Origin of the sequence: Streptomyces sp. NBC_00029 (assembly GCF_045160505.1) — a bacterium.
In the GTDB taxonomy this organism is placed as follows: domain Bacteria; phylum Actinomycetota; class Actinomycetes; order Streptomycetales; family Streptomycetaceae; genus Streptomyces.
On sequence record NZ_CP108292.1, the window covers coordinates 1,295,124 to 1,310,858 of the forward strand.

The following is a 15,735-nucleotide window of genomic DNA, read 5'->3' on the forward strand; positions in this document are numbered from 1 at the left end:
CCTTGCGACAGGCCGACCGGCGGTCAGAGGACGGTATGCCGGAAACGACCTTCTCGAGGCGCTCACCCACCCGGCGCGCTGAAGGGGCCGCAGGCGTCCCTGGGCCTGCCGTTGAAAGGGCCGTGCGGGGACCGTCCGGAGCGGCGGTTTCCCATCGGAGGGTGAGCAACGCGAACCCTCCGGCGTTGTGGGATCAGTCGCCTCCTCCGCCACCGCAGGAGGAGCCCCCACCGCAGGACGCACCGTCCCCGCAGGAGAAGCTGACGCCGTCGCTTTTCGACGATCGGGAACGCCGCCTTGGCTGTGACGACCTGCCGCCGAATGCGCCGCCGCGCCAGGCCTGGAAGAGCCCCCAGGCGAGAGCGACCCCCGCAACTACCAAATACTCCAATTCCGTTACCCCCGTTCCTTGCCGTTCTCACCTGTGCTGGGGATTGCTCCCTTCCTCAGCCACCACCCTGAAAGCCCCATAGCACCAAGGCCACCGCGTACAGCACGAAGGTCGCCACGTGCGCGTATGCCAGGGCCGCGAGGGCGCCGACCCCGCCGAGGGCCAGGCCGCGGGCCTTTGCGCCCGGGCGCGTCGGCGGCCACCAGGAGGCTGCCACCAGCGCCGTCGGAACGACGTACGGCAGGGCCAGCCACGCCGAGCCGTGAAGGATTGGGGACGAGCGGTATCCCCACACACCGCCCAGTGTCGCCGCCACGGTGAACAGGGCGGGGGCCAGCCACCACGTCGGTGCCAGGAGCCGCGCGGTCGGAGGCCTCGGGGAAGAAGTCGCGTTCATGGGCCCATTGCAGCACCCGGGGCGCGCCGTGTGCATGGGCGCACGTACTCAGACTGCCCGTCCTGGTACCCATCACAGTGCTCTGGGGTCCTGCCCCCCGTGCCGTCCCCGAACGCCACGATGACAACGGTCGCGCAGGAGGTGCCGCCCGTGATGTTCCCTCGCCCGGCCGGCCCCGACGGCCGCCGCCTCCGAGTGTCGGAGCTCAGGCTGTGGGGGCCATACTCGGCAAGGCCCTTTCCTCCCTCAAGGGCGAACCTGCACTCGTACGCATGCTGGTGACGCCGTCTTGAGCTTCGCACCACACACCGACCCCACCGCAGTTCGCCGACGACGGCGAGCAGGAAGTCGTCGCCCTGCAGGGGGCACCGCCGCAGGTCCACTGATGCGCAGGTGGAGGCCGGGGCCTTCTGCGGGGGCTCCCTTTCTCCGAATGCCGATCACTGTCGGGGGCGGGCGGGGGCTCCTCCTGCTGTTCGCGAGCCGGTGTTTGCGAGTTGAGGGCGCCTCAGCGGCCGCCGCCCCGGACCGGGGCGCATCGCCGTGCCGGCCTGGACGGGCAGACCTCCGTGGGCGATGGAGGATCGAACCGACAACAGGTGCATGAACGTCCTCGCCCGGCGGCACAGCAGCTGCTGGCGCGGGGACGCTCATGACTGTGCGACGTGCGTCATGGCCTTCGGGGTGTCAGATCACCGGCGGGCGGCCCAGTCGGGTCATCTGCCATACGGTCCGCCACCGCATGGGCTGCCTCGGCGGGCACGGCACCCGTAGGCCTTCGAAGAAGCCGGTCCACCAGGCGGTGAGGCCGGACAGCGGTGGCCGCTGCGCCAGTGTGTACGCGGCCCAGGCGGCGAGGTAGACCGGGATCAGGGCGGCGGGCAGGTGGCGTCGGGCCAGCCAGACCCGGTTCCGGGCGGTGTTGCGGTAGTACACCTTGTGCCGGGAGGCGGGGGTGCGGGGGTGTTGCAGCACCATGTCCGCCCGGTAGTCGATCTCCCAGCCGGCGTCCAGGGCCCGCCAGGCGAAGTCGGTCTCCTCGTGGGCGTAGAAGAACGGGGTGGGGAAGTCGCCGACCTGGTCGATGACGGTCATGCGGATCGCGTGGCCGCCGCCGAGGAACGTCGTCACCGGCCCGGACACCATCGGGTTCTTGCCCCCCAGGCGGGGGACGTGTCTGCGCTGGCTCGCGCCCGTCTCGTCCGCGATGCGGAAGCCCGCGACACCCAGGCGCGGGTTGGCGGCGAAGGCTTCCTGGACCAGCCGGAAGGTGTCGGTGCGGGGCAGCAGGCCGTCGTCGTCGAGGACCACCACGATGTCCACGCCGCCGAGCTCGCGCAGCCGGTCCACGCCGGCGTTGCGGCCGCCGGGGATGCCCAGGTTCTCCGACAGCTCGACGCCGACCACATCGTCCGGGAGCAGGGGGAGCTTCACGCCCTGGCCGAGGACCACGACCGCTGCCGGATCACCTTCCTGAGCGGCCACGGAGGCCAGCAGGAACCCCAGTTCGGCCGGCCGGTCACCCATGGTCAGGACCACAACACCTATCTTCGACACTCTGCTGCCTGTTCCTTTCACGGCTGGCTGCTGAGAAGTCCAGTGGCGCGCTGGTTCAGGCCGGCCGCGCCGGCAACACCACGCCTGTTGTACCGGGCCGCTGCCGCCCGGATCTCCCGGGGCGCCTGCCGGCTCCATGTCACGGACACCGGACCAGCGGCCGGGGCCGGGGCCCGGGCCGGGAATCCAGCGTGTCACAGAGGGAGGAGGCCGCACCAGGAGAGACGGGTCGACGCGGCAAGCAGTCGAACCGCGCCCCGCCAGGACCTCCCCTACCAGTGCCAAGGGTCGTCCGGCTCAACCCCGCCGCTCACGGCGCAGACATGCGGTGGGCGGTGAGCCTGCCGTCGGGGGTGAGGGTGAAGACGGTCGGCTGCATCATGCTGGTCACGCGGGCCGTCTTCCCGTAAGCCCGCAGGGAGATGTCCTCGGCCTTGCCGAAGTGGATGTCGGCCTGGGCCGCGTCACCCCAGGTGCTGACCCGTACATGCGTCGACCAGCCCTCGATCCCCCCATCGGTCCAGGGACCCCAGCTGCGCTCAGGCATCAGCCCGGCTGCGGAGCCCTCCCGGACAGCGACCACGATCCCGGCCGATACCAGCACCACGAGAGCGGCGAGGGCGCCGGCAAGACGGAGCGTGCGGGCCGTGCGGGTGCGACGGGACGAGAGCGGCACCGTGGTTCTCCTGTCGAACGGCCGGTCGGACCGCCGGAAGACGGTCTTCGCCCGGGAAGAGACGGACCGCAGCGGAGGCGTTCCCTCCGCCGCACCACCTCGGCTGGCGGGTCTCCGAGCGGCGCAGGGCATCCGGCCTGGCCGGCAGAGCGGCAACGTCGTTGCGCCGCCGCACGGGAACTCCTCGCCGACGCGTACGCACTCCCCCACATCGCACCCGGCGTGACGGTCCACGGGATGGACATCGGCCGATGGGTGGCACAGCAGCGCCAGCACACCGTCCGGACAGGGCCGACAAACGGGCAACACGTCAGCCCGGAGGGCAGGCGGCGCGGGCTCCTCGTTCGAACCGGTGGCCCGCATCGGCCCGTACGGCGCTCAGCGCAGCACCGGGGGCGCCGATCCGTGGGTGCGCAATGCCGACCCAGGAGTCATCACCGCCCGCTTCAGGCGGCGTTCGCCCCGGCCGGCGCTCCTGGCCCTGTGCGGCCGGCGCTCCTGGTCCCGTGCGGCCGGCGCTCCTGGCCCCGTGCGGCCGGCGGTCCTGGTCCCGTGCGGCGGGCGGTCCTGCCCGGGGTGGCCGGAACTCGTCCGGGAAGGGTGAACAGGACGCTACGTGACGGTAACTTGCGAGTTGATCAAGGTCGGGGTGCGGCTGACCACCCTCCCGGCCGGAGCCACCCCCCAGCACAAGGAACCACATTGGCACGCACCGTCCGTACGACGGCCCTCGTCTCCACCGCTGCCCTCGCACTCGGCCTCTCCTTCCTCACCGGCGCCCCCGCGTCCGCCGCCGACGCGCCCACCCCGCACCTGGACTCGGTCGAGCAGACCCTGCGCCAGGTCTCGCCGGGCCTGGAGGGCTCGGTGTGGGAGCGCACCGCAGGCAACCGGCTCGGCTCCTCCGTCCCCGGGGGCGCCGACTGGCTGCTCCAGACCCCCGGCTGCTGGGGCGACGCCGCCTGCACCGACCGGCCCGGATCGCACCGCCTCCTGGAGAAGATGCGCCAGGACATCGCCGCCGCCCGGGAAACGGTGGACATATCCACGCTCGCGCCCTTCCCCAACGGCGGCTACCAGGACGCGATCGTCGCGGGCCTGAAGGAATCCGCCCAGAAGGGCAACCGGCTGAAGGTACGCGTCATGGTGGGCGCCGCGCCCATTTACCACTCCACGGTGATCCCGTCGTCCTACCGCGACGAGCTGCTCGCCAAGCTGGGGCCGGCCGCCGCGGGGAACATCACCCTCAACGTGGCCTCGATGACCACCTCCAAGACCGCGTTCTCCTGGAACCACTCCAAGCTGGTCGTCGTGGACGGCACTTCGGTGATCACCGGCGGCATCAACAGCTGGAAGGACGACTACCTGGAGACCTCGCACCCGGTGAGCGACGTCGACCTCGCGCTGGCCGGCCCCGCCGCGGGCTCCGCCGGCCGCTACCTGGACACCCTGTGGGACTGGACCTGCCGCAACAGGAGCAACTGGGCCTCGGTCTGGTTCGCCGCCTCGCCCGGCGCGGACTGCATGTCTTCCCTGCCCCGGCCGGCCGCCCCGGCGGGCGGCGGGGACGTGCCCGCGCTCGCCGTCGGCGGCCTGGGCGTGGGCATCCGCCAGAGCGACCCCGCCTCCTCCTTCCGCCCGGTCCTGCCCACCGCCGGCGACACCAAGTGCGGCATCGGGGTGGCGGACCGGACCAACGCCGACCGGGACTACGACACCGTCAACCCGGAGGAGAGCGCCCTGCGCGCCCTGGTCTCCAGCGCGACCTCGCACATCGAGATCTCCCAGCAGGACATCCACGCCACCTGCCCGCCGCTGCCCCGCTACGACGTCCGCCTCTACGACACCCTCGCCGCGAAGCTCGTCTCCGGCGTCAAGGTCCGCATCGTCGTGAGCGACCCGGCCAACCGCGGCACGATCGGCAGCGGCGGCTACTCGCAGATCAAGTCGCTCTCCGAGGTGAGCGACGCCCTGCGCGGCCGGGTGACGGCCCTGACCGGTGACGGCGGCCGGGCGCGCACCGCCCTGTGCGAGAACCTCCAGCTGGCCACGTTCCGCGCCTCCGACCGTCCCACCTGGGCCGACGGCAAGCCCTACGCCCAGCACCACAAGCTGGTCTCGGTCGACGGGTCGGCCTTCTACATCGGCTCCAAGAACCTTTACCCGTCCTGGCTCCAGGACTTCGGGTACGTCGTCGAGAGCCCGGCCGCGGCCGGGCAGCTGAAGAGCGACCTGCTGGACCCGCAGTGGCGCTACTCCCGGGCCACCGCGACGTACGACTACACCCGCGGCCTCTGCCAGGGCTGACCCCCGCCGGCCCGCGCACCCCTGCCCTGGGCGCCCCCGCCCGGCCACTCCTGCCCCGGGCGCACCTTGCGCCGGTACCCCCACCCCTGTCCCGCCCGGCCGTCCGCCGGGCGGGACAGGGGCGGTCCGCTTGCCCGCGCCCGGCCGGGAATACCACGGGCGCGCCTCCCGTTCTCAGGTATGGTTGAACAGTCAACAATCTTGGAAGGGCAGGAGAGCCATGCAGTTCGGGATCTTCACCGTCGGTGACGTCACGGCCGACCCGACGACCGGACGCGTGCCCGGCGAGCACGAACGCATCAAGGCGATGCTCGCCATCGCGCAGAAGGCCGAGGAGGTCGGCCTCGACGTCTTCGCCACCGGCGAGCACCACAACCCGCCGTTCGTCCCCTCCTCACCCACCACGATGCTCGGCTACATCGCCGCGCGCACCGAGCACCTGATCCTGTCCACCTCGACGACGCTGATCACCACCAACGACCCGGTGAAGATCGCCGAGGACTTCGCCATGCTCCAGCACGTCGCCGACGGCCGCGTCGACGTGATGATGGGCCGCGGCAACACCGGACCGGTCTACCCCTGGTTCGGCAAGGACATCCGCGACGGCATCGACCTCGCCATCGAGAACTACGCCCTGCTGCGCCGCCTGTGGGACGAGGACACCGTCACCTGGAAGGGCAAGTTCCGCACCCCGCTGCAGTCCTTCACCTCCACCCCGCGCCCGCTCGACGGCGTCGCGCCCTTCGTCTGGCACGGCTCCATCCGCTCCCCGGAGATCGCCGAACAGGCCGCCTACTACGGCGACGGCTTCTTCCACAACAACATCTTCTGGCCGGCCTCCCACACCGAGCAGATGGTCAACCTCTACCGGCAGCGCTACGCCCACTACGGGCACGGCACCCCCGAACAGGCCATCGTCGGACTCGGCGGCCAGGTGTTCATGCGCAAGAACTCCCAGGACGCCGTCCGCGAGTTCCGCCCCTACTTCGACAACGCACCCGTCTACGGCCACGGCCCGTCCCTGGAGGAGTTCACCTCGCAGACCCCGCTGACCGTCGGCTCGCCCCAGCAGGTCATCGAACGCACCCTGTCCTTCCGCGACTACGCCGGCGACTACCAGCGCCAGCTGTTCCTCATGGACCACGCGGGCCTGCCCCTGAAGACCGTCCTGGAACAGCTCGACCTGCTCGGCGAGGAGGTCGTGCCCGTCCTGCGCAAGGAGTTCGCGAACCTGCGCCCGGCCGGCGTACCGGACGCCCCGACCCACCCGGCCCGCGTGGCAGCGGCCCGGCAGAGCACAGGGCAGAGCACACAGCAGGAGATGCAGGCATGAAACTCGTCGTCGTATCGGCAGGACTGAGCTCGCCCTCCTCCACCCGCCTGCTCGCCGACCGGCTCACGGCCGCGACACTCGGCCACCTGGACGCCCGCCCCGAGACCGTCGAACTGCGGGAACTGGCGACGGAGATCGCCCAGCACTTCGTCACCGGGTTCCCGCCCGCCCGACTGGCCGCCGCACTCGACGCGGTGGCGGCCGCGGACGGCCTGATCGCCGTGACACCGGTCTTCGCGGCCTCCTACAGCGGCCTGTTCAAGTCGTTCTTCGACCTCATGGACAAGGACGCCCTCACCGGCACACCGGTCCTCGTCGGCGCGACCGGCGGCACGGCCCGGCACAGCCTGGTCACCGAACACGCGATGCGCCCGCTCTTCACCCACCTGCGCGCACCGGTCGTGCCCACCGCCGTGTACGCGGCCTCCGAGGACTGGGGCGGACAGGGCCTGGCGCAGCGGATCACCCGTGCGGGCACGGAACTGGCCCGCTCCATGCGCTCCATGCGCCCCATGCGCCCGATGAGCCCCGCCGCCCAGGACACCGCCCCCGACGTCGACACCGCCGCCGCCATCGCACCCCGTTCCCCGACCGGGGCGGTCACCTCGACGGATCCCGCGAACGGCCTCAGGACGGTGCCGTTCGAACAACGGCTGGCCGCACTGCAGTCCGGGTGACCGCCGGTCATCACGAGGGGGGACGGCGAACGAGGCGCCCGTCGAGTACGACCTCCAGCCAGGTGTAGCAGTCACCGATCCACAGCCCGACCCGGGCCCCGCACCCCGCGCAGGCCAGGTTCGGCCCGTCGGCCCCGGCCGGCCCGCAGCAGCCGATCCAGCGGCCCGGCACCTTCACCGTCCCCACCAGGTCGGCGGGGCACAACACCGGGTCCACCCCGGGCCCGTGCCCCGCCCGGAACCGCTTGAAGCCCTTGGGCAGCGGGCCCCAGGTGATCCGGCCCGGCTCCGGATCGCGGGCGAAGGTCCCCGCCGCCATCCTGGGCGGGCAGGGATCCACGGGAGAGTCGAGCGGGGTCCACGCCTCACCCTCCGCCGGCGGGGCCACCTCGCGCACCGGAGCGGAAAGCCGGGCGCCGCACACGGCGCAGTGAAACCCAGTCATACAGGCATGATCCCCGAACACCACCCGCACGCCCGGCCCGGGCCGCCGGGCAACATGCCGCGGTCGGCGAAATCGGCGCTTCGGCCCGACTTCCTCCCCACGGAAGTGCCGTGCCGGGCGGGCCGGGCCCGGCCTGAGCTGGAGACCCCGCACCCGTGCCCACGCCGGGCTCCGCAACGTCGACCGTGGATACCGCCCCGGGCCGAGCGTGGGAACGGCCACTCGTCGCGGTCCACTCGGCGCCGTACGTCCGGCGACAGCGGCACTCTGCGCCGCCTTGCTCCTGCGCAAAAGAGGTCCGGTGCGTCACCCCGGAGTCGAGAAGACGAGGTCAAGGACCATTGCGGTTAGATTCACCCGTATGAACGTCACCCCCATGAACTCATCGGCCCAGGAGTACGACAGGAAGTTCCGGGTGCGGGGCCTGCGCGAACAGGGCTGGGGCCGCGGCCTGATGGCCGTGGCCGTACTGATCTGGCTGTGGCTGGGGTACTTGCTCGCATTCCCCTTCAGCGTCGACGGCCACCGCGGTGCCATCGAGTGCAAGTCACGCGCCTTCCACGAGACCGGATACCTCCGCGAGTCCTACCTCGTGGACGAGGGCGACACCTGCGACGGCGCGCGTGACTGGGGCCCGATCACCGCCGGCCTGCTGCTCTCCCTCCCCTTCGCCATCGGAGGTGCCGGCCTGTTCGTGTCGGGTACCTCGACGGTCCGCACCGCCGCGTACGCCGCGGACATCGCCCGCCTGAACATCGACGAGTAGTCCTCAGCCCCGTCCGGCCGGGCCGCGTTGCCTGCCGAGGAGTCCAGGGGTCCGGTCACCGTCTTCTACCGGCTCAGGGCGATGGTGAGCTCGACCTCCCCGAGAAGCAGACGATGCCCAGGACGGACAGCCTCGGGTTGAGGCGCAGGGGCCTTGGCCCAGTCCTGCTCGAACGCCGGAACCCACTGCTCGGCACGCTGGAATCGCTGGAATCGCTGCCAAGGCATCGGAGTTGGTGATGCCCAGCTGGGGGACGGCGCACGTCTCGTCGATGTTGACCTTGGTACAGGCATCGCCCGGGCGGGGACGGTGAGGAGGGTGGCCCCGCATGCCGCGAGGGCGGTGAACGCGAGAGCGGCGGTACGGCGGGAACGCACAGACAGGGGAGAACTCCGTTGTTCCGGCCCGGCGCAGAAGGCCGGGCTCCCGGCCGGTAGGACCCAGGACGCCTCACCCACGGCCACCCCAGCGATCAGCTGCCTGCGGAAAGGTCCCCGTAAAGGAGCCGTGCCGTGATTTCCATGCACCGCGTCCGGGCCGCGGAGAAGCCGTAGGGCATCTTGGTCACCGCTTCGAAGGCACTCATCCGGGAGTCGTCCTCGCCGCCACTCGCCTCGGCGTCGTAGTTCTCGAAGAGCTTTTCCTCCGCCACGTCCAGTCCGGCCGTTTCTATGGCCTGGAGCAGGGCCTTGTGGTGGGCGCAGTGCTGCGCGGCGAGTTCCTCGACCCGTGGGTCGTGGGGGTCGACGGTGTCATCGAGGGCGGCGTCGGCCGCGTCGAGGCGGTCTGCCTCGGCGCGTAGGCCGGGATGGGTCGCCAGGGTGATGAAGACACTGGCCTGAACTGCGGCTCCCAGCGGCCCGAAGATCCGTTCTGTGACCAGGAGTGCGTCCAGGTCGGAGGGGCGCACTGCACCGGAAGGCAGGTGACCGAGCCGGTCCGTGACCAGCGGGGAGAGCAGGCCCAGCGGGCTGCCCACGGCCCGCAGGCGCCGGACTGCCGCGCGCTGACGCCTGATGTCGGCCTCCTGGGCGGCCAGGGTCTCCTCCAGCCGGCCCAGGACGTCCTCGACGTCCCGGGCATCGTCGAAGGCGGCCCGCATGTCGTCCAGGCTGATGCCGGCCTCGGACATCTTGCGGATCCACAGCAGGCGGATCATGTCGTCGTAGCCGTAGCGGCGGCGTCCGTCTCCGCCTCGCTCGGGCTCCGGCAGCAGACCGATCTGGTGGTAGTGACGAATGGCGCGCGGGGTGGTCCCGGCGAAGGCGGCGGCATCGCCGATCTTGACCTCGCGGGGAGGCGTGGCGGAGGGGTACATCGCAGACAGGGCCTTTCGTGCCGTGGTGCCCTCGACGACACCACATGCCGCTACGGCATGTGCAACTACACACCACCCACCCGGACCTTGCCGGGCTGGTGACGGGCCCGGCCGTCGGCGGTCCCCGCCACCCCGTGGCTTCGTTCGCTTCCCCTACGGGGCGGGGATGAACTCCACGTCCGTGCCGCCGCAGCCCGCGGCGACGTCCCACAGCCGGTCCTGCTCCGCCTCGTCCACCCGCGAGACCCCAACGGAGCTTGGCCGGCGTCCACCCGGAAGCCCCGTACGCCGCAGGCCCCGGCCGGATTCCCGGTCGGGGCCTTCAGGTGCGGGTCGTCAGACGACCGTGAGGGCGGGTTCGCGGTCGGGGTTGCCCGCCGGCGGCTCGGGGGCGTCGTGCTGCCGGAACAGGTTGCTCGGCCACCACATCCACCGGCCCACGTCCAGGGTCAGCGAGGTGACCAGCACCGAGCGGACGATCATGGTGTCCAGCAGTACGCCGAACGCCACCGCGAACCCGAGCTCGGCCGCGAACACCAGCGGCAGCGAGGCCATCGCCGCGAAGGTGCCGGCCAGCACCAGACCAGCCGAGGTGATCACACCCCCGGTGGTGGACAGACCCAGCAGCGCGCCGCGCCGGGTGCCGTGCAGCACCGCCACTTCGCGCACCCGGGTGACCAGGAAGATGTTGTAGTCGATGCCCAGCGCGACCAGGAACACGAACGTCAGGAGCGGGAAGGAGGCTTCCGCCCCGGCGAAGCCGAACACGTGGTTGAACACCAGGCTGCTCACGCCGAGGGCCGCTGCGAACGACAGCACCACCGTCGCCATGAGCAGCAGCGGCGCGACGATCGCCCGCAGCAGCAGCGCGAGGACGAGGAGCACCACCACCAGCACGATGGGGATGATCACCTTGGAGTCGCGGGCGGCCGCTTCCTGTGTGTCGAGCATGATCGCCGTGCTGCCGCCGACCTGGGCGTCCGCACCCTCGACCGCGTGGACCGCGGTCCTGGCCTTCTCGACGGTACGGATCGAAGCCTTGCTGCTGGGGTCGTCCTTCAGCTCCCCGAGCATGATGGCCTCTCCGTCCTTGACCACCGGCTCCCCGACACCGACAACTCCGGGTACGCCGGACAGCGCGGTCCTCACCTGCTCCGCCGAGGCGGCCCTGGCCACGACGACGACGGGGTCGCCCGATCCGGCCGGGAAGTGCTCGGACTGAATCTTCTCGCCGACGGCCATCTGCGGTGTGCCGGTGAACTGGTCCTTGTTGGACAGCCCGTCGGCCTTGAGCCCGAGCATCCCGATCGCCATCACGCCAAGGACGAGCGTGGTGCCGATCCACACGATCCGCGGCCGGCGGGAGACGGCGGTGCCGACCCGGGTCCAGATGCCGTCCCCGGCCGCATCGGCCGATCCGTACGACGGCTTCACCGGCCAGAAGATCCAGCGGCCGCAGATGACCAGCAGGGCCGGCATCAGGGTGACCATGGCGAGCAGTCCGACGAGGATGCCGACGGCGCAGGCCGGCCCGAGCCCCTGGGTGGAGCTGAGGGTGGCCAGCATCAGCAGCATCAGGCTGACCGCGACGGTCGCGGCGCTGGCTATGATCGCGGGACTGGAGCGGTAGAGGGCCTCCGCCATCGCTTCGTGCCGGTCCTCGTGCCGCAGCAGCTCTTCCCGGTACCGGGAAATGAGCAGGAGCGCGTAGTCGGTGGCGGCGCCGAACACCAGCACGGTCAGGATGAAACTGGTCTGCTTGTTGACGACGAGTCCGGCGTTCTTCGCCAGCAAGTAGATCACCGCCTCCGACGTGACCAGGGCGACGCCCACGGTCAGCAGGGGCAGCAGGGGCAGCAACGGGCTGCGGTAGGTGAGCAGCAGCATCACCACGACCACCAGTGCGGTGATCGCCGTCAGGGCGCCCCCTCCGCTGAACGCCTTGATCGAGTCGGAGGCGTGACCGCCCGGTCCGGTGACGTGGAATCCGAGACCGCCCGCGTTCTCCTTGCCGACCTCGGTGATCGCGTCGACGGTCCTGCCGATCCCCTCCCAGCCCGTCTTGTCCTTGTGGATCTGGACCACGGTCTGGATGGCCTTGCCGTCCTCGGACTTCACCGGCCCCTGCGGCCGCCCGACGACGTTCTCCATGCCCTTGAAGGCTTCGGAGTCGGCCTGGGCCTCGGCCATGTCGGCGGGGGTGACGCCCCCGGGCCGGTCGTAGATCACGATCGCGGGCACGGTATCGGCACGCTGGAAGTTCTCGGCCCGCTCGACGACCTTGGTCGACTCCGCGTTGCCGGGCAGCCAAGCCGAATTGTCGTTCTCCTCGACGTCGCCGAGCTGGCCGGCCAGCATCAGGACCGGGATCAACAGGGCCGCCCAGAGCGCGAGGACGACCCACTTCCCTACTCTTCCACCGGGCAACGAAGCCAGTCTTCGCATCATGTTGATTCCTCAGCGTCGCGGGTGCATGGCGCACTAAGAGCGATGCAGGTCCCGGGATTGTGAGGTTCGCCAGCCGGAATGTGACCCACGCCTCATACCGTCGTCCCCGGGCGGTGACCACGGAAGCGCGAAGAGCCCCGCTGCACGCAGCGGGGCCCGGCGGTGCTCTCGGCTCCGGGAAGAGAGAAATGGCACGGCCCTCCCGAATGGTCTCGGGAGGGCCGTGCCCGTGCCATGCGCGGCCGGTCGCCGCCGTTCTCACCAAGGGCTCCGCACCCTGACGCCGAGGGCCCGGACGCGGTCCTGGGCCTGCGGATCGAGCTTGCGCAGCAGGTCCTCGCCGACGACTCCGTCGCGCTGCCAGATGGTGCAGAGGGTCTCCAGACCCGCTTCGGCGACCTCCGGCTCCGCGTCGGCCGAGGTCTGCACCAGGGCTTCGACGACCGGCCTGCCCTGCAGCCCCGCGACCGCCCTCGCCATCCGGGCCCGCTGCTCCGCGGGAACGGCCGGGTCGGCGAGCGAGCGCAGCACGTCCGCCGTGTCGCGGGCGTCCTGGCAGGGCAGCACCCACACCAGGTACACGAGCTGCGCGCCGAGCACGATCAGGTACTGCAGTGGCGCGAGCAGGGCCGCGGGCAGCAGCAGGACCAGGGGCAGCACGATCAGCCAGCCGCCCCGGATCCGCGAGGGACCGCCGGTCGGCGGCTCGAACCGTCGACCGGCCAGCAGGACGAGTACGAACGTGGTCACGACGGTCAGGAGCGGCACCACGATCAGCCCCGCTCCCAGTCCCGCGCCCAGCGACGCCCAGAAGGGATCGTCGCCCAGAACGGGCAGCACCAGGGCCGCGGCCACCCAGCCGAGAGCGGCGGTCATGACGTACCGCTGCAGGCAGACCCACAGCCATCTTCCCGTGCTCATGGCAGCTTCCTCATCTCCGCAGCTCGTCGCGCAGGTGCCATTAACTCACCTCCGGTCGTCACGATCCTCGGTGGGGGTGACGTTCAGCCAGTTACCGGCCGATCCAACCCACATGACCGGCTGCACGCGCTGCCGGTCGCGTACGACGAGATGGTGCGCTTGCCCGGCATGGTGCGGGACGGCGCCAGGTTGAGAACGACCTCGCCGGAAGCCTGTCCCACCGGAGGACCATCCGGCAGGCGGCGTTCGGGTCGCCGGTCGGGGCGCCGGTCGGACCGCGGTTGTCGCCCATCGGCACGGGGTACTTCGGGAGACTCGCTTCGGGAGACTCTGCCTCAACTTCTGTGGTGCGGCGCGGCCGCCCGGAACGGCCCAGCCTGCCAGCGGGCTCTCGTTGCCTTCGGCGAGGACAGTCACGGCACGGTGGCCATCCCCTCGGACATCGCCGACCCTTCAAGGAGGGACATGGTGGTGCCGTCCTCAGGATCGGCCGCGAAGGTCTCGACAAGCCGGGAGCGCGGGGCCTCGGGGCCGTGCCGGCAGGCCGCGGCGGCGGTTGCGGTGGCGGCGACGGCGGCGCCGAGCAGGCCCAGCCAGCCGGTCGTATGGGCCGCGCCGCCGTTGCGGGTTTCGACGAGGCCCGTCGGTAACCGCGACGAGGGGCTGCCCGCCTCCACCGGGTGGCTGACAGCGGGCGGGGACAGTCATGCGGATGGCGTGGCCGCCGCCGAGGAACGTCGTTACGGTGATGCGCGGTTCTCGGACGTGCCCGGGCAGCCAGCGGCTCGGCTGCCCGGGTATCCGCTGGCTGCATTGCCTCCTGGGACTGTCAGCCGGTGCAGCCGGGTACCGAGCCGAGCGGGCTGCAGTTGTTCGGCTGATTGTCGCGGACGATGTCGCCGTTCAGGGTGAGGACGCCGGAGGCCTTGAAGATGCCGCCGCCGTCACCCGCCCGGTTGTGGGTGATGGTGTTGCCCTCCAGGGTGGTGGTGCCCAGGCCCGTGGTTCCCCCGCCGTGGTAGAGGCCTCCGCCCTGAGCGGTACCGCCCTTCGCGGTCGCCGTGTTACGGAGGACCTTGTTGCGCCTGGCTGTCAGGGTGCCGCCGTCGGGGTTGTCGAGCCCGCCGCCCTGAGCTGTGCCGTTCGGTGCTTCGGCGGTGTTTCCGGTGATGTGACTGTCGTTCACATCGAGCGTGCCGAAGGGGCCCACGCGGACGCCGCCACCGCGCGCGGTTCCCCCGTCGGCCACCGCCCGGTTGTAGCCGATCTGCACCTTGCTCACGGTCATGAGGCCGTTGTTCGCGATGCCGGCGCCCTGGGCGACACCGTGCGGCGCGTCCGATGTGTTGTGGCTGATGGCGCCACCGGTCACGGTCAGCCTGCCGGGCGCCGGGATACCGTTGGAAACGGCGGCACGCGCGAATCCGCCCGGGGCGAAGGAACGGTTCTTGCTGATCACCGTGTCCTCGACGGTCGTCTCGGCGAAGCTGATGATGCCGGCCGCGAAGGCGGTGCTCTGGGTGTCCTTGGTGACGGTCGCGGTGTTTCCGGTCAGCCGGGAGCGGGTGACCGTCAACGGGCCGTCGTTCGCGATGGCGCCACCGGCGGCGCCACCACCGGTGGCGCTCCCGGTGTAGATGACGTGGTTTCCGGAAACCTCGGTCTCGCTCACGCTTCCGGTGCCGGGGCTGTCGATGGCGCCGCCCTGGGCGAACACGTCGGAGCTGGATGTATTGCCGATGAATTTGCTGCGGGTCACCTTCATCGTTCCGGTGTTGGAGATGCCGCCGCCACAGGCCAGGCCCGGGGGGTCGGGGAAGGCAGGGCAGTCCGTGGCGAAGCCGCCGCGGATCGTCGTGTGGGTGAGCGTGAGGTTTCCCGTCGGACCGACGAAGAGGATCCGGAACTTCGCCACGTTGTTTCCGTGCTCGTCCCGCCTGATGGTGGCTCCGCGCCCGTCGATGGTGATCTCACTGGTGATCACCGGCAGCCCGTTGCCGGGGCTCACGGGGTCCGGCGATGTCAGCCTGTACGTGCACTTGCGCGCGAGCTGGAGCGTGTCCGGTCCCGGTGAGCCGTTCGCCGCATTGATCGCCGCGACGAGCTCCGGGACCGAGCAGCCGACCTTCACCGTGGCGGCATGAGCGGCCGGTGCGGGGAGCGCGACCAGCGCGCCTGCCACGAGGCCGAGGACGGCAGGGACATGCCGACGGGGCATCAGGAACTCCTTTTTCTGCTGGGATCGGCCGGCCGTCCGGGGACCGCGGTCGGCCGAGCCCAGCCGACCATGCACCACCGCAGTCGGCTTCCCGACGTGATCCGTACGGGCGGGCGGACAGCCCGGATGGAGCATGAAGACGCGCGAACGGGCCAAGTTGCGGCGAAACGGGGGCGCCCTGGGACGGCGCGGTTCGCCGTGACTCGACTCGCCGGAACGTGGCTCGCCGCACCTCGGCTGCAGCGGAGGACTGGGACCCGTGCAGGCCCTGCCCTCTGATG

The 15,735-nt window shown here is 71.1% G+C and carries 13 protein-coding genes; 4 read left to right on the forward strand and 9 right to left on the reverse strand.

Annotation, left to right across the window (positions count from 1 at the left end; all coding sequences use genetic code 11):
- Positions 1–446: 446 nt before the first annotated feature.
- From OG753_RS06480 to OG753_RS06490, 3 genes are all read right to left on the reverse strand, one after another.
- A complete protein-coding gene (locus OG753_RS06480) occupies positions 447–788 on the reverse strand; it encodes a hypothetical protein (RefSeq protein ID WP_405787560.1) in 342 nt (113 codons plus the stop codon).
- A 687-nt stretch (positions 789–1,475) separates the two neighbouring features.
- Positions 1,476–2,315, reverse strand: a complete 840-nt coding sequence (locus OG753_RS06485; RefSeq protein WP_405792563.1) for a glycosyltransferase family 2 protein — start codon at positions 2,313–2,315, stop codon at positions 1,476–1,478.
- A 340-nt stretch (positions 2,316–2,655) separates the two neighbouring features.
- On the reverse strand, positions 2,656–3,021 hold the full coding sequence (locus OG753_RS06490) for a hypothetical protein (RefSeq protein ID WP_327260825.1): 366 nt from the start codon (positions 3,019–3,021) through the stop codon (positions 2,656–2,658).
- Positions 3,022–3,723: 702 nt separating this feature from the next.
- On the opposite strand from OG753_RS06490, the gene OG753_RS06495 reads away from it, so the two are divergent.
- The 3 genes from OG753_RS06495 to OG753_RS06505 all read left to right on the forward strand — a co-directional run bounded on the left by OG753_RS06495 (position 3,724) and on the right by OG753_RS06505 (position 7,338).
- Positions 3,724–5,328, forward strand: coding sequence for a phospholipase (locus OG753_RS06495; protein ID WP_405787562.1), 1,605 nt, complete (start codon positions 3,724–3,726; stop codon positions 5,326–5,328).
- 220 nt (positions 5,329–5,548) lie between these two features.
- Complete coding sequence (locus OG753_RS06500; RefSeq protein WP_405787564.1) at positions 5,549–6,661, forward strand: LLM class flavin-dependent oxidoreductase; 1,113 nt, start codon at positions 5,549–5,551, stop codon at positions 6,659–6,661.
- A complete protein-coding gene (locus OG753_RS06505) occupies positions 6,658–7,338 on the forward strand; it encodes a CE1759 family FMN reductase (protein ID WP_405787566.1) in 681 nt (226 codons plus the stop codon). Before OG753_RS06500 ends, OG753_RS06505 begins: the two co-directional genes overlap by 4 nt.
- Before the next feature lie 10 nt (positions 7,339–7,348).
- On the opposite strand, the gene OG753_RS06510 is transcribed toward OG753_RS06505, so the two are convergent.
- Positions 7,349–7,783 (reverse strand): hypothetical protein, encoded by a 435-nt coding sequence (locus OG753_RS06510; protein WP_405787568.1) that lies wholly within the window; start codon positions 7,781–7,783, stop codon positions 7,349–7,351.
- A gap of 361 nt (positions 7,784–8,144) precedes the next feature.
- Between OG753_RS06510 and OG753_RS06515 the strand changes: the two genes are divergently transcribed.
- Positions 8,145–8,549 (forward strand): hypothetical protein, encoded by a 405-nt coding sequence (locus tag OG753_RS06515; protein ID WP_327260830.1) that lies wholly within the window; start codon positions 8,145–8,147, stop codon positions 8,547–8,549.
- Positions 8,550–9,021: 472 nt separating this feature from the next.
- Here the strand turns inward: OG753_RS06515 and OG753_RS06520 are convergent, their stop codons facing one another.
- The 5 genes from OG753_RS06520 to OG753_RS06540 form a co-directional block, all read right to left on the reverse strand.
- Positions 9,022–9,867, reverse strand: coding sequence for a MerR family transcriptional regulator (locus OG753_RS06520; RefSeq protein ID WP_405787570.1), 846 nt, complete (start codon positions 9,865–9,867; stop codon positions 9,022–9,024).
- A gap of 336 nt (positions 9,868–10,203) precedes the next feature.
- Entirely contained in the window at positions 10,204–12,315 is a 2,112-nt protein-coding gene (locus OG753_RS06525) for an MMPL family transporter (RefSeq protein WP_405787572.1), read from the reverse strand.
- Between the two features lie 258 nt (positions 12,316–12,573).
- Complete coding sequence (locus OG753_RS06530) at positions 12,574–13,236, reverse strand: hypothetical protein (protein WP_405787573.1); 663 nt, start codon at positions 13,234–13,236, stop codon at positions 12,574–12,576.
- Between the two features lie 413 nt (positions 13,237–13,649).
- Positions 13,650–13,913: a hypothetical protein gene (locus tag OG753_RS06535; RefSeq protein WP_405787575.1), complete on the reverse strand. Its 264-nt coding sequence runs from the start codon at positions 13,911–13,913 to the stop codon at positions 13,650–13,652.
- Positions 13,914–14,065: 152 nt separating this feature from the next.
- Positions 14,066–15,454 (reverse strand): hypothetical protein, encoded by a 1,389-nt coding sequence (locus OG753_RS06540; RefSeq protein WP_405787576.1) that lies wholly within the window; start codon positions 15,452–15,454, stop codon positions 14,066–14,068.
- Positions 15,455–15,735: the final 281 nt, after the last annotated feature.